We start from the raw sequence: 19,245 nt of genomic DNA on the forward strand, positions 1-19,245 counted from the left end.
CGAGGTATCTCATGCAAGCCCTTGATATTCATGGTGCCCGAAGCCGGAATCGAACCGGCACGCCCTTACGAGCGGGGGATTTTAAGTCCCATGCGTCTACCAGTTTCGCCATTCGGGCGGTAGCGCGGTGTTGCGAGGTTTGGTTCGCAGAGCATGTGCTCCACTGACTTCAACCTGATGCAGCCGAGCGGGAAATATATACATCACATCCCCGCGAAGCAAGTTTGTATAGATCGTTTTCAAGACTAAATCTTTCAACGTCAGGCAAATAAAAAAGCTCCGTAAATCATGGATCTACGGAGCTTTCTAAAAGTGGAGGCCGAGGTCGGAATCGAACCGGCGTAGGTGGATTTGCAATCCACTGCATAACCATTTTGCTACTCGGCCTCAAACATCTGTCGTCAGTAGCACAACAACAAATGGGTACAAACCTGATCAGAAGCAGTGCGCTTTCGCATCACCTATCCTGTTGAATTCGTTGAAGTTTTTAACCCTTCAGCGCTTTCGATGGGCGAGATTATGGACTAGATCCAAAGGTGTGGCAACCCCCAGATAACAACAATGTTTCGATTCGATCCAGTGATGTGCCGGCGACACCGTAATACCTGGGTGAAATCCTTTCAGGAACCGATTCAAGCTGGCCTGGACTGGCCTTTGAATGCGCCAGGTTGTCAGTTTTTACGCACGGGAGGATCGAAACAGGGGTGACGAATCCCCTCCCCGATCGCCAGCCACCGTTCGTTAACGCTCAATAACCTTGAGAATTCGCCCAAGCGGTGTCGAGGTACGCCGCGCACAAACCAGTTGGTTATACAGGCCGGAGTAACCACCAGGAACTCTGCGAAACCAGTTGGTGAAATCCCATACTCACGCAACAACAATCGCAAGCGCTTGCCCGATGCTCGGCGATGGCGTCTCAAGGTGCTCAGGGACTGTTTTTCCGGCGGCGTATCGCCCGCTTTGCTACTCATGATCCTGATGTCCTCCCTCACTGGAATGCGGGGGACGACTATAAACACAGACTGTTTGAAGTGATCTGGCTATCAGCGTTCGAATCAGCATCAAAGGAAAAACCCTACAAGACAGAATGCTGTTTCCCTACAGCATTGGCTTTATTAACGCGTGCCTCCGCATCTAAACCCAATCACCGACTTTTTTACAGGCAAAAAAAAACGACCCGAAGGTCGATTTTTTCATAGGCTTGCAGACTTCAATAATGAGCGCCTGGATCCTTAATTTGGAGCGGGAAACGAGACTCGAACTCGCGACCCCGACCTTGGCAAGGTCGTGCTCTACCAACTGAGCTATTCCCGCTTGGTGTGGCGCATTCTATAGAATCCAGAAGCGCCGTCAACCCTTTGATTCAAAAAGTTTTATTTTTTTTCTACATCCGTTTTCAAATGTGGCCAGGCCGCACGCAGGTATTGAACCATGGACCAGAGCGTCAGCCCTGCCGAGATCAGCAACAGCGCGTAACCCAACAATACCCAGAAAGTGAAGGCATAAGGGTTGGCCAGCAGGATGACCAGCGCCAGCATTTGCGCGGCGGTCTTCCATTTGCCGAGATTCGATACCGCTACGTGGGCACGGGCGCCGATCTCAGCCATCCATTCGCGCAAAGCCGAAATGACAATTTCGCGACCGATGATGACCGCGGCAGGCAAGGTCAACCATAGATTGCCGTGCTCTTGCACCAGCAGCACCAGCGCCACCGCTACCATCAGTTTGTCAGCGACAGGATCGAGAAACGCCCCGAATGGTGTGCTTTGTTCCAGACGACGAGCCAGATAACCATCCAGCCAGTCAGTCGCCGCCGCAAAAGCGAAGACCGAGCTGGATGCCAGGTAACTCCACTGGTAAGGCAGGTAGAACAGCAGAATGAAGATCGGGATGAGCAGAACGCGTAGTACGGTAATCAGGTTCGGGATATTCATCGGCACAACTGGCTACGAGGTGAGGTGGCATTCTACTCGCTATGCAGGTTCGCATAAATCGACTCGGCGAGCTTTTTACTGATCCCCGGTGCTTTGGCGATCTCTTCGATGCTTGCACGAGAGAGCTCCTGCAATCCACCAAAATGTTTCAACAAATCCCGACGGCGTGTCGGACCAACACCTGCAACGCCTTCCAGCGTTGATGTACGGCGGGTTTTGCCGCGTCGCGCGCGGTGTCCGGTGATTGCGAAGCGGTGGGCTTCATCACGGATTTGCTGAATCAGATGCAACGCGGGTGAATCGCCACGCAACGTGAACTCATGAGCCGCATCATTTAGATACAACGTTTCGAACCCGGCCTTTCGCGTCGCGCCCTTGGCAACACCGAGCAAGATCAAATCCGGAACGGCCAATTCGTTGAGTACGTCACGGGCCATGGACAATTGCCCCTTGCCACCGTCCACCAGCAAAATGTCCGGCAACTTGCCCTCGCCTTCTTTCAGTTTGCTGAATCGACGAGTGAGCGCCTGATGCATGGCGGCGTAATCATCGCCCGGCGTTACGCCTTCAATGTTGTAGCGCCGATAATCCGATTTGATCGCGCCTTCCGGCCCGAACACGACGCACGACGCCACAGTCGCTTCACCGCTAGAGTGGCTGATGTCGTAGCACTCCAGACGCTGGGGCGGCTCGTCCAGGTTCAACACCTCGGCCAATGCATCGAAGCGCGCCGCGACATGTTGCCGGTTGGCAAGCCGGGCGCCGAGCGCCTGTTCGGCATTGGTGACGGCCAGTTGCTGCCAGCGTGCCCGCGTGCCCCGCACTCGGTGACTGATGGCCAGCTCACGCCCACGCAACTCGTGAATGGCGGCGATCAGGGTCGGAAAATCCTCGTGCACTACGTTTACGATCAGTTCGCTGGGCAGGTCGCGCTCGGGACTGCTGATGAAATATTGTCCCAAAAACGCCGCCATCACTTCTGAAACGTCTTCTTCAATACCGACCTGCGGGAAAAAATTCTTGCTGCCCAGCACGCGTCCGCCGCGCACGCTGATCAAATGCACACATGCACCGCCCGGGTTGACGAACGCGGCGATAACATCGATATCCCCGGTTCCGCCCTCCATGCTTTGCTGATCCTGAACCCTGCGCAGCAAGGCCACCTGATCGCGCAGCTCGGCGGCCCGCTCGAACTCAAGATTGATCGCTGCTTCTTCCATCGCGCTGGACAGCTCATTCGTCAGCGCATGACTGCGTCCTTCGAGAAACATCACGGAGTGACGGACATCTTCGGCATACACCTGCGGCTCGACCAGACCGACACAAGGTGCCTTACAACGCTTGATCTGATACTGCAGGCATGGCCGGGTGCGGTTTTTGTAGTAACTGTCCTCGCACTGGCGGACGAAAAAAGTCTTTTGCAAAAGGCTGAGGCTTTCGCGAATCGCCCCGGCGCTCGGGTATGGGCCGAAATATTTGCCTTTGGCTTTTTTGGCGCCGCGATGAATGCTCAGTCGCGGAAATTGCCCGTCGGACAGAAACACGTAGGGATAGGATTTATCGTCGCGCAGCAAAATGTTGTACGGCGGACGCCATTCCTTGATCAGCGTCTGTTCAAGCAGCAGCGCTTCCGTTTCGTTGGCGGTGATGGTCGTCTCGACCTGGGCGATCCGTCCGACCAGGGCAGCGGTCTTGGGTGCGAGGCCGGTCTTGCGGAAATAACTGGTCAGACGTTTTTTGAGATTCTTGGCCTTACCGACGTAAAGCAGGCGCGCCTCACTGTCGAACATGCGATAGACGCCGGGGCGCCCGCTAACGGTCGACAAAAAAGCGCTGGAATCGAATATTTCAGTCATGGTCAAAGGCTGGCGTCGACCATGCCGTGACGAACAGCCAGAAGCGTCAACTCGACATCGCTACTGATCGAGAGCTTCTCGAAGATTCGGTATCGGTAGGTGTTCACGGTTTTCGGCGACAAGCACAACTTGTCGGAGATGATCTGCACCTTCTGGCAGCCGACAATCATCAGGGCAATCTGGATTTCGCGTTCGGACAAAGCGTCAAACGGCGAATCGTTGGTTGGCTGAAAGGATTTGATCGCCAACTGCTGAGCAATTTGCGGGCTTATGTAGCGCTGCCCGGCAAAAACCAGGCGAATGGCCTGAACCATTTCCGGCAAGCCGGCTCCTTTGGTGAGATACCCGGCCGCCCCCGCCTGTAGCAATCGTGTAGGAAACGGATCTTCTTCACAGACAGTGACCGCCACCACTTTGATGTCGGGGTGACTGCGCAGGAGTTTGCGCGTGGCCTCAAGACCGCCGATGCCGGGCATCTTGACGTCCATCAGAACCACGTCCGGCTTCAGTTCCCGGGCCTTGAGAAGGGACTCTTCACCGGACTCGGCCTGGCCGACCACCTGCAAGCCGTCGATATCGGCGAGCATCCGTGTAATGCCTGTACGAACAAGATCGTGGTCATCGACCACCAGCACCCTAATCAAGCAGACACCTCGTGATATGGTCTTATTGGGATGCCGGACACCTTAGCAAAAAGTGCCCGACAGACCTAGCGGCAAGCGACATATTAAAAGTTTCAATTCGTCATCGAGGGCTTGCGGGCCGTGGGTTTCAGAGCACAGGCGTACTCAAATCGAGTTCCATTCGCAGGAAACACGCATCCTCCCCCTGCACTTGAAAGCCCTTTCTTTCATACAGGCTCCGTGCCGGATTATCTTTGAACACCGTCAGGCGCAGTGCCGGGTTTCGCCGATCACGAGCCATCACGGCAACTTGATCGATCGCCCAGGATCCGGCGCCCTGTCTTCTGCATGTTTCGATAATTTGTAATTCGCGAAGGTACAACGCTCTCGCATCCCGGCTCAGACTGAAAAAACCGATTCGCACACCCTCATCGAAAATCAGCCAATTGTCTCGGCCCGACCAGGCGACATCGAACGCTTCGTCCTGCCAGAGCAACTCATGGCTAATGTAATATCGCAGCATGTTTTGGCACGTCAGCTCTCGGGCGAACGGCAGATCGTCAACAGATGCGTTGAGCAGGTGGAACACTGAAGTCAATCTCCCTACTGAAGCAGTCACAGGTATTAAACTCCTACCTTATAGCTGGCACTTAAAACACTCGATAGCATTTTCTGATTGCTGGCGCGCGCTTGCGTCGAGTAAGCTCGGCGCATTCACTGGAGACAGAACATGTTGACCACCCTTTCCAAGCTTCCTGCCATCAGCGCCCTGCGCTCGATCGCGGCTGCACGGGTGAACGGCGTCTGCGCTCCGGTCAGTTTTTATTTTGGGTATTGGTTTAGCCACTGGCGCGCCTGATACCCATACGGCGCCCAATTTGACGGGTCGCCTACCAGAGAATTCTCAACCCCCGGTCGGCCTCCCGACCGGGGGTTTTGTTTTTTCTGGCCCCTGTTTTTTTCAGCCCCACAACAGACACCTTGAGGAATAACGACATGAACTACGCCACTTATTACCGTCACGACAGTTTCACCGCCTGGCGATTTACCAGCCTCCGCTCGGGACAGCCTGCCGCCTCCGATCGGTCACCCACAGGTGGCAAGCACTCTCTTCACGCCAATCCGGCCAACTGTCGAACACCCCAGTAGGGCTTTGCGCGCGGGACGCACCCGCCGCCGGCCCAGGAACTTAAAACATGAACTCGTCCGTCTCCGTTCTACCGCTGTCCAGCCTGAATCCTGCCAACGAAACCCTGACGCTGCGCTTGCCCAGCGCGTTGCAGTTGAAACAACAACTGCCGTTGAGCAATGTCCTCAGTCAACAAGTTACCGCGCACCGCGAAACGATTCGCGCCATTCTCGACGGTGAAGACCAGCGTCTGCTGGTCGTCGTCGGCCCCTGCTCCATCCACGATCCGAAATCGGCCATTGAATACGCTGGCGAACTGGCCCGTCTGGCTGATGAAGTCAGCGATGTAATGCTGCTGGTTATGCGTGCCTACGTTGAAAAACCCCGCACCACCATTGGCTGGAAAGGTCTGGCTTACGATCCACACCTGGATGGCAGCGATGACATGGCCGCCGGCCTGACACTGTCGCGCGAACTGATGCTGGAAATGATCCGCCTCGGCCTGCCGATCGCCACTGAACTGCTGCAACCGATGGCCGCCGGCTATTTCGACGACCTGCTGGGCTGGGTCGCCATTGGTGCCCGCACCACTGAATCGCAAATCCATCGGGAAATGGCCAGCGGCTTGAGCATGCCGGTCGGATTCAAGAATGGCACCGACGGCGGCGTTGCCGTCGCCGTCGATGCGATGCGTTCTGCGGCACATCCCCACCGGCACTTCGGAGTGGACAGTCAGGGGCATCCGGCGATCATTCAAACCCAAGGCAACCGCAATACCCATGTGGTGCTGCGCGGGGGTCATCAAGGGCCCAATTACGACCGTGACAGCGTTGCACAGATTCGGGCAGAACTGTCACGCCTGAAAATCCCAAGCCGGATCATGGTCGATTGCAGCCATGCCAACAGCGGCAAAGACCCGTTGCGTCAGCCGGCGGTATTCAATGACGTCCTAGAACAACGCCTGCAAGGTGATCACTCACTGATCGGCATGATGCTGGAGTCCCATCTGCTTGAAGGTTGCCAGCCTCTCGGCGCCTCCTTGCAATATGGCGTATCCATCACCGACGGATGCCTGGGTTTCAATGCGACGCAGCGGCTGTTGCTGAACGCCGCCGAGCGCATCCGCAAAGACGATCGCGGCTGACGCTATCGCAGCCCTCCGGCATGTTCAAAGCCCGGAGGGCTGCGCATTGCAAGCTGACGATTCGACCGACACCTGCGCCTCTACTTGTACGATAACCGCGTCGGACACCTGACTCGTATCATCAAGCCGCTCGACCTGGAAAAATATCCGCACCTCGGTGCCTTGATGCTCTCGCCAGAACCGGTAGGGAACGATAAACACCAAAGCATCGCCCGCGTTTTCCCCAGTGATTTCCCGCTCATCATGATGGCTGAATAACGTGCCATTGCATTGCAGGTACACCAGCTCTCCCGCTTCTGCCCGGGCGTTATCGATCACCACCGTCACGCCATCCAGCGCATCTTCCAGCTTCAGAACACCGTTCTGCAATTCCAGCACATCGGGTGCGCGCAACGTACCGCGCTGCAAAGGTGCGATCAGTATTTTTGCCGGCTCGGAGCTGCGTGGCGTTTCACCCGCTTGTTCCACTCGATACGTGACGCTGACTTCGCCGCTGATATGAGCACGTATGTATTCTGGCGCCACCCAGACACCCAAGGTTTCACCCACCGCGAACCCTTCGACTGTCAGCGAATCTTCAAACGGAACGGCTGAAGATACGCCCTCCCATGACCAGCAAATCCGGTCGCCCGCCTTCATCCGTGCATAAGGTCGCAACGTGACGCTCGCGCCCAATGGCACTCGATCCGGATCCAGCGTTCCGCCCACGGCATCGTCGATAACCGCCGGCAGCAAATGGTCGTTTACATCGCCGACATCGAGCACCAGCGCTGTCGATATCTCAGGTTCGGGTCGAGCTGCACAGGTCAATGCCCAGCGGAGCTCAAGCGAGCCGCCGTCAAGTGCCGCGAGATGAACATTCTTGACCACGAATACAATGTCTTTCGCGACCTGCCCGTCACTGACGAAGCGCGACATCTCATGCCGATAACCCAAGCCTTCGGCATCAAGGCCTGCCCAGATCAAGACCACCTTGTCGCCACAGGCCATGCCTGAATAGGGAGCGACCCGCACGACAACCCGCCCCATTGCCGGATCAATCACGCTGCCCTCCACGCCTTCGATAACAGGTGTGGCCAATTCCGTCCGCGAAATCAACTGTGCGTCATGCATTGTCATGTGTAGCTCCATTCCCTGGAAACGTTAGGCGCCCGGCAAATGCACGGGCAGTCATCATTTGAACGCGTTTGCCGAGTGGAAAGATGTCAGTTCAAGGCCCTACAGCGCTTGGTCAAAGTCAGCTCATCGCGTAGGCAGCGGCCGGGAAAAACATGAAGGGTGTGCGCTGGATGTCCAAATATTCCGATACAGCGTTCAATCACCAAGGAAAGTTCGCACATGTACTAGTCCATTTTCCCCTCGAAGGAAGCGGCTTTTCATACGCCGCTCGTGAAATGAGTGATTTAGAGTGGCACGCAGAGATCACCGATGAACTTCTGCGAAAAGGTATGAACATGCAACGGAATGCAACAACCCACTCCCCCATCCTGTTGGTGCACGGTTTGTTTGGATTTGAGCGCATTGGCGCCTTCGAGCTTTTTCATGACGTCAAGGAGGTACTTAAAGCTGCGGGCCACCGAGTGTTCGTTCCGCACTTGTCAGCTACTCACGACAATGAAGTCCGAGGCGAGCAACTACGTGACCAGATCAATGCGTTGCTCAGAAGAACCGGCGCCGAACGGGTCAATTTGATAGGACACAGCCAAGGCGCCCTCGCCGCGCGCTATGTAGCGGCCGTTGCCCCACAAACAGTCGCATCGGTGACATCGGTCAGCGGCCCCAATCACGGTTCGGAAATCGCCGATTTTTTACGTCAGGCGTTGATTCCAGGGCGCTTGCCCGAAGCGGTCGCGCAGAAAGTCGCGACGCATTTCGCCGACCTGCTCGCCTTACTCGGTGGTAACCGAACCCTTCCGCAAAACGCCGTCGCGGCGCTCAATGCCCTGACCACCGAAGGGGTCGGCGCTTTCAACGACAAATATCCGCAAGGCCTGCCTGCCACATGGGGCGGACATGGGGCAGAGCGCGTCAACGGCGTACGTTATTACTCCTGGAGTGGTACGTTGCAGACGGGTTTCCTGACGTTCCCGCTCACACTTGACCCGATTCATGCGGTTTGTCGGGCGATGGCGGAACACTTCACCACGGAAGCCGAGCAGAATGACGGCCTCGTTGGCCGCTACAGCTCGCACCTGGGCACTGTTATCCGTTCCGATTACCCTTTCGACCACTTGGGCAGCCTGCGCAGGACGCCAGCGCAACGTGCGGTGATGCCAGACTCTATCGACCTTTATGTACAACACGCTGCCCGCCTGTGTGCGGCAGACCTCTAGCGCAGACATGACATGAGGCCACAGAGTCTCGCCCGAATAGCCGAACGGAACTTTGCCGAGAAATCGCCCACTGATTCCGGTAGGCTCAGCACTTTACTGAAATAGATTGGAGAATTTCCCCATGGCTAAAGCCACTGCCCGCCACATCCTGGTTTCCAGCGAAGACAAGTGCAACGAACTCAAGGCCCAGATCGAAGGCGGCGCCGATTTCGCCGACGTGGCCAAGGCCAATTCCACCTGCCCGTCCAGCCGTCAGGGCGGTGATCTGGGTTCGTTCGGCCCTGGCCAAATGGTCAAGGAATTCGACACCGTGGTGTTCAGCGCGCCAATCAATGTCGTGCAAGGCCCGGTGAAAACCCAGTTCGGCTACCACTTGCTGGAAGTCACCAGCCGCCAGGACTGATCCCTCGTCCGGCTTGCTTGCCAACGGCCCGCCTTTTGGTGGGCCGTTGTATTTCGGATATGTACGGCTGGCGACCGATGCGCCGCTCGCGCACAAGTTGCGTTTACCGATCCTGCAGCGTTAAGGCTGATAATGCGATTCGCTTTCCCGACATTGATGTTCACTGCCGTGGTCCTTTTCCTGACCGCCACTGGTGTTGACGCCATACCGCAACACGCCCTCACCGTTTATGGCGAACCGGCCAAGTATCCTGACGGCTTCAGCAACTTTGCCTACGCCAACCCGCAGGCACCCAAGGGCGGCACGATGCGTCGTTCGGCCGTCGAGATCGGCCATTTCGATCACGTTCTGCCTTACATCGACAAAGGCATCGGCGTCAGCCAGATTGACGGCATGCTCTATTCGCCCCTTGCCCAGCGTTCGATGGACGAGCCCTACACGGTTTACGGCCTGGTCGCACAGAAAATGGAGCGCTCCGATGACGGCCTGTCCCTGCGTTTCTATCTCAACCCCAAGGCGCGCTTCGCAGACGGCCAGCCCATCACCGCCGAAGACGTGCGTTACACCTATGATTTGCTGATGACCCAGGGCAGCCTGCGTTATCGCACCCAATTTGCCGACGTCAAAGGCGTTGAAGTGGAAGCACCGTTGACCGTGCGCTTCGATTTCAAAAGCAACGAAAACCGCACATTGCCACTGGACATCGCCACCCTGCCAGTCTTTCCGCAACATTGGTGGAAGCATCGCGATTTCGCCGGAGGTGGCGGCTATGAACCACCGCTGGGCAGCGGCCCGTACCGTGTCGGCAAGGTCGACTCCGGGCGCAGCATCACCTTCGAACGCAATGCTGACTGGTGGGGCAAGGATTTGCCGGTCAGTCGCGGCCTCTACAACTTCGATCATTTCAGCATCGAGTACTTCGGCGACACCGACGTCGCCCGCCAGGTACTGCGCGGCGGCGCCTACGACTACAACCGTGAATTTTCCGCCACCGGCTATTCCATCGGCTACGACAGCCCGGCGTTGAGCGACGGTCGCCTGCAAAAGGCCCACCTGGCTACGCAAGCGCCCCAATCGGCGCAAGGCTTCGTGTTCAACTTGCAGAAACCGGTGTTTGCAGATCGCCGTGTCCGTCAGGCGCTGGCCATGCTCTGGGATTTTGAATGGAGCAATCGGCAGATGATGCGCAATCTGTACATCCGCCAGCAAAGCTACTTCTCCAATTCCGACCTGGCTGCCCGCAACCTGCCCGACGCGCAAGAACTGAAGATTCTGGAACCGTTGCGCGGACAAATTCCCGATGAAGTTTTTACCCAGGTCTTCCAAGCGCCAAAAACCGATGGCAGCGGCGTGATTCGCGACAAACAACTGCAAGCGCTGGCATTGCTCGGGCAGGCAGGCTGGAAGCCCGAGGGCGATCAACTGGTCAACGCTCAGGGCGAGCCTTTGAGCTTCACGTTTCTGGTCAGCCAGAACGGCATGGATCGTTTGTTGTTGCCCTACAAACGCACCCTCAAGCAGATCGGCATCGACTTGAACATTCGTCGCATCGATTCATCGCAGTACGTCAATCGCCTGATGAGCCGCGATTACGACATGATCGTCACGGGATACCCGGTGACCACCTCTCCCGGGGGCGAGTTGCTTAACTATTTCGGTTCGGCATCGGCCAATGACCCCGGTGCCAACAATTACATGGTGCTGAAAAACCCGGCGGTCGACACATTGATCAACGGCCTGATCCGCGCCTCGACCCAGCCCGACATGCTGCGCTACGCCCACGCCCTGGATCGGGTGCTGCAATGGAACTACTACTGGATTCCCAACTACTACCCGCCAGGCACCTCCACTGTCTGGTGGAATCGCTTCGGCATGCCCGCCGAACAAGCGAGCAACGATGAAGCCATCGAGACCTGGTGGGAAATCAGCAGTACGCCGTTGACCAATCAACAGATGACGGCTGAAAAAATCAGCCGTGGCAGACCCGGAGGGCCGCGTTGATGTGGACTTACATACTGCGGCGGCTGCTGCTGATCATCCCGACGCTGGTCATCATTCTGCTGGTGAACTTCGTCATCATCCAGGCCGCACCGGGTGGCCCGGTCGAGCAGGCCATCGCGCACCTGCAAGGCATCGGTGGCGCCAGTGTCGGCGGCGGATCCGGTGAAACCATGAGCACGTCGCGGGCGAGCCGTGGTCTCGATCCGCAACTGATCAAGGACATCGAAAAACAGTATGGCTTCGACAAACCGGCTCACGAACGCCTATGGCTGATGCTGAAGAATTACGCGCAACTGGACTTCGGCAAGAGTTTCTTTCGCGGTGCCACGGTGACGGATCTGATCCTGGAAAAAATGCCGGTGACCATTTCCCTCGGTCTCTGGGCGACGCTGATCACCTATCTAGTCTCGATCCCGCTGGGCATCCGCAAAGCCGTGCACCACGGCAGTCATTTCGACATCTGGAGCAGCACGGCGATCATCATCGGCTATGCGATGCCGGCGTTTCTGTTCGCGATGTTTCTGATCGTGGTGTTTGCCGGCGGCACGTCGCTGAACTGGTTTCCTGTGCGAGGTCTGGTCTCGGACAACTTCGAATCCCTCTCGACGCTTGGCAAGATCACCGACTATTTCTGGCATCTGGTGCTGCCAGTTACCGCACTGGTGATCGGCGGCTTCGCCACCCTGACCATCCTCACGAAGAACTCGTTCCTCAATGAAATCACCCGCCAATACGTGGTGACTGCCCGCGCCAAGGGTATGAGCGAACGTCGCGTGTTGTACGGCCATGTGTTCCGCAATGCGATGTTGCTGGTGGTGTCGGGGATTCCGCAGGCATTCATCAGCGTGTTCTTTGCCGGTTCGCTGCTGATCGAAGTGATCTTTTCCCTCGACGGTCTCGGCCGCATGAGTTACGAAGCCGCCGTCTCCCGCGACTATCCGGTGGTATTCGGCTCGCTGTTCATCTTCACGCTGTTTGGCCTGCTGATAAAACTGGTCGGTGACCTTTGCTACACCCTGGTCGATCCGCGCATCGATTTCGCTGCGAGGAACGCCTGATGTTCAAGTTCTCGCCGCTGGGCCGTCGCCGCTTCGAACGCTTCAAGAAAAACCGTCGGGGCTGGTGGTCGTTGTGGCTGTTTATTGGCCTGTTCGCCCTGACGCTCGGCGGCGAACTGATCGCCAATGACAAACCGCTCGTCGTGAGTTTTCAGGATGAATTGTATTTCCCTGTGTTCAAGCGCCATACCGAGCAGGAATTTGGCGGGGAGTTACCATTCCAGGCCGATTACCGCAGCGATTATGTGCAGAATCTGATTCGCAAGGCCGGTGGCTGGATGCTGTTCCCGCCGATTCCGTTCAGCGATGACACGCCCAATTACGACCTCAACAAACCGGCGCCCAGTCCGCCATCGTCCGTCAACTGGCTGGGCACTGATGATCAGGCGCGAGATGTGCTGGCACGGGTCATTTTCGGCGCGCGGGTGTCGATTCTGTTCGCCCTGATGCTGACGTTTGTCAGCGCGCTGATCGGCATCGCCGCCGGTGCATTGCAAGGCTATTACGGCGGCTGGGTCGACCTGATCGGTCAGCGCCTGCTGGAAGTCTGGTCAGGGTTGCCGGTGCTGTATCTGCTGATCATCCTGTCGGGCTTCGTCGAGCCAAATTTCTGGTGGCTGCTGGGGATCATGGCGCTGTTTTCGTGGCTGGCGCTGGTGGATGTCGTGCGCGCCGAGTTTCTGCGCGGCCGCAATCTCGAATACGTCAAAGCCGCGCGGGCATTGGGCCTGACCGACCGCAAAGTGATTTTCCGGCACATCTTGCCCAACGCCATGAACGCCACATTGAGTTATCTGCCGTTCATTTTGACCGGCGCCATTTCCACCCTCACCGCGTTGGATTTCCTTGGTTTCGGCATGCCCGCCGGCAGTGCTTCGCTCGGCGAGCTGATTGGCCAGGGCAAGCAGAATCTTCAAGCGCCATGGCTCGGCCTGACGGCGTTCTTCACCCTGGCGCTGATTCTTTCCTTACTGGTGTTCATTGGCGAAGCCTTGCGCGACGCCTTTGATCCGCGCTCATGAACGGACAAGCCATGACCGAGAACCTCATCGAAATCCGCGACCTGAGTGTCGCCTTCAACGGTCACCCCGTGGTGCGCAATCTGTGCCTGGACATTCATCCGGGCGAGTGTCTGGCGCTGGTGGGCGAATCGGGATCCGGCAAATCGGTGACCGCGCATTCGATCCTGCAATTGCTGCCCGAGGGCGAGAGCCAGACCACGGGAAGCATCCGTTACCGTGGCCAGGAACTGGTCGGCGCCGATCCAAAGGCGTTGCGCGAACTGCGTGGCAACCGCATCGCGATGATCTTCCAGGAGCCGATGACGTCGCTCAATCCGCTACATACCATCGCCAAGCAGATCGGCGAAACGCTGCTCCTGCATCGCGGGCTCGGCGGTAAAGCTGCACAAGAACGTACCCTCGAACTGCTCGAACTAGTCGGCATCCAGAAACCCAAAGAGCGCCTCAAGGCTTATCCTCATCAACTTTCCGGCGGCCAGCGGCAACGGGTGATGATCGCCATGGCGCTGGCGTGCGAACCGGAATTGTTGATTGCCGACGAGCCAACCACCGCACTGGACGTCACCGTGCAGCGCAAGATTCTGCTGCTGCTCAAATCCCTGCAGCAACGCCTCGGCATGTCGTTGCTGCTGATCAGTCACGACCTCAATCTGGTGCGCAGCATCGCCCAGCGTGTGTGTGTGATGAAGTCCGGTGAAATCGTTGAACAGGCGCCGTGCGAAACGCTGTTCACCGAACCGAAGCACCCTTATAGCTGTGTGCTGCTCAATGCCGAACCGGAAGGCGAAGCACTGCCTCGGGACGATCGTGAGAACGTGCTCGAAGTTGACAATTTACGCGTGGATTTCGTAGTCGGTGGCGGCTTGTTCCAGCGCAAGCAATTACTGCGGGCAGTAGACGGCATCAGCCTGAATATCCAGCGTGGCAAGACCCTTGGGATCGTCGGCGAGTCCGGTTCGGGCAAGTCGACGCTGGGCCAAGCAATCCTGCGCTTGCTCGACTCCGAAGGCAGTATCCGCTTTCAGGGCGAACCATTGGATGGCCTCAACCAGAAGCAATTGCGCCCATGGCGGCGGCAGATGCAGGTGGTGTTTCAGGATCCGTTCGGCAGCCTCAGCCCGAGGATGTCGGTCGCGCAAATCATCAGCGAAGGCCTGGAAGTGCACTTTCAATGCACGACCGAAGAATGCAACGCCCAAGTGATTCAAGTCCTGAAGGAAGTCGGTCTTGACCCTGACAGCCGACACCGCTATCCCCACGAGTTTTCCGGTGGCCAGCGTCAACGCATCGCCATCGCCCGAGCCCTGGTGTTGAAACCGGCGCTGATCCTGCTTGATGAACCGACCTCGGCGCTCGATCGCACGGTGCAGAAACAAGTGGTCGCCCTGCTCCGCCAGCTTCAGGAAAAACACGGGCTGACCTACCTGTTCATCAGCCACGACCTGGCCGTGGTGCGCGCCCTGGCCCACGACATGATTGTGATCAAAGACGGCAAAGTGGTCGAACAAGGTGCCAGCCACAACGTATTCGAGGCGCCGCAGCACCCGTACACCAAAGAGCTGTTGGCGGCGGCGCATCCGGGGTAGGCATACTGCGCGTAATGATTCAAAACCGTGTCGCGGCCTTCGCGGGCAAGCCCGGCTTCCACAGGGACCTCCTCTTCCCTGTAGGAGCTGCCGCAGGCTCGGGCCGCGTTCGGACGATCTTTTGACCTTGAATTCGACCCTGGATGCTTGCCAATGAACACCACCGAAAGCCTCAAGGACTACCAACGGGTTCGCACGCTGGCGATCCGTTCGCTGTTCGAGATCATCGAGCAATCGAGTGAAGGCACGGTCATTGTCGATCGCGACGCCAATATCGTCTGGATGAACGAGCGCTATGCCCGGCGTTTTGGCCTGGATAACGCCGCAGGCGCCATCGGCAAGCCTTGCGAAAGCGTCATCCCCGGCAGCCTGTTGCGCGAAGTCGTGCGCACTGGCCGGCCGATCCTGCTGGATATGCAGGACACCCCCAAAGAGCCACTGGTGGTGATGCGCCTGCCGATTCATGACGACGCCGGCGCCGTGATCGGCGCCATCGGCTTCGCCCTGTTCGACGAGTTGCGCTCCCTGTCACCCATGCTCAAGCGTTACCTGAGCATGCAGGAAGAATTGGCCTCGACCCGCTCCCTGTTGCGCGCTCGCCAGACCAAATACAACTTCGCGCACTTCATCGGCACCAGCGCCGCGAGCCTGGAAGTCAAACGCCGCGCTCGCCGTAGCGCCAGCGCCGACTCTCCAGTGTTGCTGCTCGGCGAGACCGGCACCGGCAAAGAACTGCTCGCCCAGGCCATCCATGGCGCGTCGCCCCGAGCGCACAAGGCGTTCGTCAGCATCAACAGCGCCGCCATTCCCGAGGCGTTGCTGGAAGCAGAATTTTTCGGCACGGCACCGGGCGCGTTTACCGGCGCCGACCGCAAGGGCCGCACCGGCAAGCTGCAAATCGCTCAGGGCGGCACGTTGTTTCTCGACGAAATCGGCGACATGCCCCTGCCGTTGCAGAGCAAGTTGCTGCGGGTGTTGCAGGAGAAAGAGTTCGAACCGGTGGGCTCCAACGAAGTGATCCAGAGCGATGTGCGGGTCATCGCCGCCACGTCCACCGACCTTGAAGCGGCGATCAAGCGTGGCGAATTCCGCGCCGATTTGTACTACCGACTCAATGTATTGCCGATCCAGGTGCCGCCATTGCGTGAGCGCCTGGACGATCTGCCGGCGCTCAGTGAAGCGATCCTCGAAGAACTGCGCAGCCAGCATGAACTGGCTCGGCCAGCACTGGATCTGCTGGGGCAGCACGCCTGGCCGGGGAATATTCGCGAACTGCGCAACGTCCTGGAGCGCGCCGCGCTGCTCAGTGATGACGTGATGCTGACGGCGGAGGATATACGCGCGGCGATCGGGACGTTTTTGCCGGTGGAACGGTTGCCTGTGCCAATGTCTGAGCCCGTGGCGCACGAGACTTTCAGCGAGGCGCGGGAACGCTTTGACCGGCAATTGATTCAGGCGACGCTTGCGCAATGTGGGGGGAAAGTGATCGAAGCGGCGCAGCGGTTGGGGCTTGGGCGGTCGACGCTCTACAAGAAAATGGTGGCATTGGGGATTGCTGAGTCTCAATAGCGAGACTCCAATCCCGACTTATAGAAACATTTTTTAAGGTCAAAAGACCGCAGCCTTCGGCAGCGCAGGTGGATTCGCGTTTACTTTGCAGGAGCTGTCGCAGGCTGCGATCTTTTCATCCGCAAAAAATCTCAAATAAGAGACATATTATTACTGCAAAACTCGCAGCACTAAACTAACACTATATAAATCAATCACTTAAACACTTGGCACGCATCTCGCTATCCCTCCCGCCTACACCCGTTCCATCACAAAAATAACAATCTCTGGAGACACACCATGAGTGTGATCATTGCCTTGGCAGCCCTCGCGCTGTTGATGCTCGCCGCCTATCGCGGCTACAGCGTCATCCTGTTTGCCCCGATTGCCGCCCTCGGCGCTGTGCTGCTTACCGACCCTTCCGCTGTCGCGCCCGCCTTCACGGGCGTATTCATGGAGAAAATGGTCGGTTTCATCAAACTGTACTTTCCGGTGTTCCTGCTCGGCGCCGTGTTCGGCAAGCTGATTGAGCTGTCGGGTTTCTCACGTTCAATCGTTGCGGCGGCGATTCGCCTGCTCGGTACGCGCCAAGCGATGCTGGTGATCGTCCTTGTCTGCGCCCTGCTCACTTACGGCGGCGTGTCGCTGTTTGTGGTGGTATTCGCGGTTTATCCGTTCGCCGCCGAGATGTTCCGCCAGAGCAACATTCCCAAACGGTTGATTCCGGCGACGATTGCGCTCGGTGCATTCTCGTTCACCATGGACGCCCTGCCCGGCACGCCACAGATCCAGAACATCATCCCCAGCACTTTTTTCAACACCACCGCCTGGGCGGCGCCCTGGCTGGGCGTGATCGGTACGATCTTCGTGTTTTGCGCCGGCATGCTGTTCCTCCAGCGCCAGCGCAATAAGGCGCAGCGTGCGGGCGAAGGCTACGGCACCGAACTGCGCAACGAGCCGGAAACCGCCGAAGACCTCACGCTGCCCAACCCGTGGATCGCCCTCTCGCCGTTGCTGGCCGTGGGCATCATGAACTTGCTGTTCACCCAGTGGATTCCGCAGTGGTACGGCAAGACCCACAGCCTCGCGCTGCCGGGCATGACCACGCCGGTTACCACGGAAATCGCCAAGCTCACGGCCATCTGGGCTGTTCAGGCAGCGCTGCTGGTCGGCATCCTCATGGTGCTGGCGTTCGGTTTCCGGGCGATTCGCAGCAAGCTCGCGGAGGGCAGCAAAAGTGCCGTCAGCGGCGCGTTGCTGGCGGCGATGAACACGGCGTCGGAGTACGGCTTCGGCGCGGTGATCGCCTCCTTGCCGGGTTTTCTGGTCCTGGCCGACTGGCTCAAAGGCATTCCCGATCCGCTGGTCAATGAAGCGATCACCGTCACGCTGCTGGCCGGCATCACCGGTTCCGCATCGGGCGGCATGAGCATCGCACTGGCGGCGATGTCCGAGCAGTTCATCAACGCGGCGAACGCCGCCAACATTCCATTGGAAGTGCTGCACCGCGTGGCCGCCATGGCCAGCGGCGGCATGGACACCCTGCCGCACAACGGCGCCGTCATTACCCTGCTCGCGGTCACCGGCCTGACCCATCGCGAAGCTTACAAAGATATTTTCTGTATTACGCTGATCAAGACCCTCGCGGTTTTCGTGGTCATCGCTACTTTCTACGCCACCGGCATTGTGTGAGGTATTCATGACGACTCTTTCGGGCAAGACCGCATTGGTCACCGGCTCCACCAGCGGCATCGGCTTGGGCATCGCGCTCGGCCTGGCCAAGGCTGGCGCCAACCTGATCCTCAATGGCTTCGGCGATGCGTCCGCCGTGATCAAGCAAGTGCAACAGTTCGGCGGCAAGGTCGGCCACCACCCCGCCGACGTCAGCGACCCGGCGCAAATCGCCGAGATGATCACCTACGCCGAGCGTGAATTCGGTGGCGTCGATATCCTGGTCAACAACGCCGGCATCCAGCACGTTGCCGCCGTTGAAGATTTTCCGGTGGAGCGTTGGGATTCGATCATTGCGATCAACCTGTCTTCGGTTTTTCACAGCACGCGGTTGAGCCTGCCAGGCATGAAAGCCAAGGGCTGGGGACGGATCATCAACATCGCTTCGGTGCATGGCCAGGTCGGTTCGACCGGCAAAGCGGCCTACGTCGCCGCCAAGCATGGTGTCATCGGGCTGACCAAAGTGGTCGGCCTGGAAACCGCTACCAGCAATGTCACCTGCAATGCAATCTGCCCAGGCTGGGTGCTGACGCCGCTGGTGCAAAAGCAGATCGATGATCGCATTGCCAGTGGCATCGATCCGCAGCAGGCGCAGCACGATTTGCTGGCCGAGAAACAGCCGTCGCTCGAGTTCGTCACGCCGGCGCATCTGGGCGAACTGGTACAGTTTTTATGCAGCGAGGCCGGTAGCCAAGTGCGTGGCGCGGCGTGGAATATTGATGGCGGCTGGCTGGCACAATAAAAATCCTCGGTGGGAGCGAGCCTGCTCGCGAAGACTGCGTATCAGTCGATTAGAGTGTCGAATGTGCCGACGGCTTCGCGAGCAGGCTCGCTCCTACAGGTTATCTGTGCACTTATAAGACAACGAGGCCATTCC

Annotated in this window: 17 protein-coding genes and 3 tRNA genes; 11 read left to right on the forward strand and 9 right to left on the reverse strand. The window is 58.1% G+C overall.

The window, feature by feature from the left end:
* Positions 1-31: 31 nt before the first annotated feature.
* The 8 genes from GIW69_RS12515 to GIW69_RS12550 form a co-directional block, all read right to left on the reverse strand.
* Positions 32-118, reverse strand: a tRNA-Leu gene (locus tag GIW69_RS12515).
* Positions 119-313: 195 nt separating this feature from the next.
* A tRNA-Cys gene (locus GIW69_RS12520) sits at positions 314-387 on the reverse strand.
* Between the two features lie 284 nt (positions 388-671).
* Positions 672-971, reverse strand: a complete 300-nt coding sequence (locus GIW69_RS12525) for a hypothetical protein (protein ID WP_236482916.1) — start codon at positions 969-971, stop codon at positions 672-674.
* A 267-nt stretch (positions 972-1,238) separates the two neighbouring features.
* Positions 1,239-1,314: transfer RNA gene (locus GIW69_RS12530), tRNA-Gly, on the reverse strand.
* Positions 1,315-1,373: 59 nt separating this feature from the next.
* On the reverse strand, positions 1,374-1,934 hold the full coding sequence (pgsA, locus tag GIW69_RS12535; RefSeq protein WP_236482918.1) for a CDP-diacylglycerol--glycerol-3-phosphate 3-phosphatidyltransferase: 561 nt from the start codon (positions 1,932-1,934) through the stop codon (positions 1,374-1,376).
* A 32-nt stretch (positions 1,935-1,966) separates the two neighbouring features.
* Positions 1,967-3,790 carry an excinuclease ABC subunit UvrC gene (gene uvrC / locus GIW69_RS12540; RefSeq protein WP_236482920.1) on the reverse strand — a complete coding sequence of 608 codons (1,824 nt, stop codon included), beginning with the start codon at positions 3,788-3,790 and terminating at the stop codon, positions 1,967-1,969.
* Between the two features lie 2 nt (positions 3,791-3,792).
* Entirely contained in the window at positions 3,793-4,434 is a 642-nt protein-coding gene (gene gacA / locus GIW69_RS12545) for a response regulator transcription factor GacA (RefSeq protein WP_008015884.1), read from the reverse strand.
* 127 nt (positions 4,435-4,561) lie between these two features.
* A complete protein-coding gene (locus GIW69_RS12550; protein ID WP_236482922.1) occupies positions 4,562-5,002 on the reverse strand; it encodes a GNAT family N-acetyltransferase in 441 nt (146 codons plus the stop codon).
* A 141-nt stretch (positions 5,003-5,143) separates the two neighbouring features.
* Here GIW69_RS12550 and GIW69_RS26220 point away from each other — a divergent pair, with 141 nt between their 5' ends.
* Both GIW69_RS26220 and GIW69_RS12555 read left to right on the forward strand, forming a co-directional pair.
* Positions 5,144-5,272: a hypothetical protein gene (locus GIW69_RS26220; protein ID WP_268945509.1), complete on the forward strand. Its 129-nt coding sequence runs from the start codon at positions 5,144-5,146 to the stop codon at positions 5,270-5,272.
* A gap of 337 nt (positions 5,273-5,609) precedes the next feature.
* Entirely contained in the window at positions 5,610-6,686 is a 1,077-nt protein-coding gene (locus GIW69_RS12555) for a 3-deoxy-7-phosphoheptulonate synthase (RefSeq protein ID WP_236482924.1), read from the forward strand.
* 24 nt (positions 6,687-6,710) lie between these two features.
* Here the strand turns inward: GIW69_RS12555 and GIW69_RS12560 are convergent, their stop codons facing one another.
* Positions 6,711-7,805: a hypothetical protein gene (locus GIW69_RS12560; RefSeq protein WP_236482926.1), complete on the reverse strand. Its 1,095-nt coding sequence runs from the start codon at positions 7,803-7,805 to the stop codon at positions 6,711-6,713.
* 335 nt (positions 7,806-8,140) lie between these two features.
* On the opposite strand from GIW69_RS12560, the gene GIW69_RS12565 reads away from it, so the two are divergent.
* The 9 genes from GIW69_RS12565 (at position 8,141) to GIW69_RS12605 (ending at position 19,110) form a co-directional block, all read left to right on the forward strand.
* Entirely contained in the window at positions 8,141-9,019 is an 879-nt protein-coding gene (locus GIW69_RS12565; RefSeq protein WP_236483003.1) for an esterase/lipase family protein, read from the forward strand.
* 121 nt (positions 9,020-9,140) lie between these two features.
* Positions 9,141-9,422 carry a peptidylprolyl isomerase gene (locus GIW69_RS12570; RefSeq protein ID WP_160058220.1) on the forward strand — a complete coding sequence of 94 codons (282 nt, stop codon included), beginning with the start codon at positions 9,141-9,143 and terminating at the stop codon, positions 9,420-9,422.
* Positions 9,423-9,554: 132 nt separating this feature from the next.
* Positions 9,555-11,423, forward strand: coding sequence for an extracellular solute-binding protein (locus GIW69_RS12575; protein ID WP_236482928.1), 1,869 nt, complete (start codon positions 9,555-9,557; stop codon positions 11,421-11,423).
* Positions 11,423-12,481 (forward strand): microcin C ABC transporter permease YejB, encoded by a 1,059-nt coding sequence (locus GIW69_RS12580; RefSeq protein ID WP_236482929.1) that lies wholly within the window; start codon positions 11,423-11,425, stop codon positions 12,479-12,481. The genes GIW69_RS12575 and GIW69_RS12580 overlap by 1 nt, the downstream gene beginning before the upstream one ends.
* Positions 12,481-13,503: an ABC transporter permease gene (locus GIW69_RS12585; RefSeq protein ID WP_236482931.1), complete on the forward strand. Its 1,023-nt coding sequence runs from the start codon at positions 12,481-12,483 to the stop codon at positions 13,501-13,503. Before GIW69_RS12580 ends, GIW69_RS12585 begins: the two co-directional genes overlap by 1 nt.
* An 11-nt stretch (positions 13,504-13,514) precedes the next feature.
* Positions 13,515-15,089: an ABC transporter ATP-binding protein gene (locus GIW69_RS12590; RefSeq protein WP_236482933.1), complete on the forward strand. Its 1,575-nt coding sequence runs from the start codon at positions 13,515-13,517 to the stop codon at positions 15,087-15,089.
* A 153-nt stretch (positions 15,090-15,242) separates the two neighbouring features.
* Positions 15,243-16,658 (forward strand): sigma 54-interacting transcriptional regulator, encoded by a 1,416-nt coding sequence (locus GIW69_RS12595; RefSeq protein WP_236482935.1) that lies wholly within the window; start codon positions 15,243-15,245, stop codon positions 16,656-16,658.
* 279 nt (positions 16,659-16,937) lie between these two features.
* Positions 16,938-18,329 (forward strand): GntP family permease, encoded by a 1,392-nt coding sequence (locus GIW69_RS12600; RefSeq protein ID WP_236482937.1) that lies wholly within the window; start codon positions 16,938-16,940, stop codon positions 18,327-18,329.
* A 7-nt stretch (positions 18,330-18,336) separates the two neighbouring features.
* On the forward strand, positions 18,337-19,110 hold the full coding sequence (locus GIW69_RS12605) for a 3-hydroxybutyrate dehydrogenase (protein WP_236482939.1): 774 nt from the start codon (positions 18,337-18,339) through the stop codon (positions 19,108-19,110).
* The last annotated feature ends 135 nt before the right edge of the window (positions 19,111-19,245 follow it).

The organism is Pseudomonas syringae (assembly GCF_021605415.1).
Classification (GTDB): domain Bacteria; phylum Pseudomonadota; class Gammaproteobacteria; order Pseudomonadales; family Pseudomonadaceae; genus Aquipseudomonas; species Aquipseudomonas syringae_S.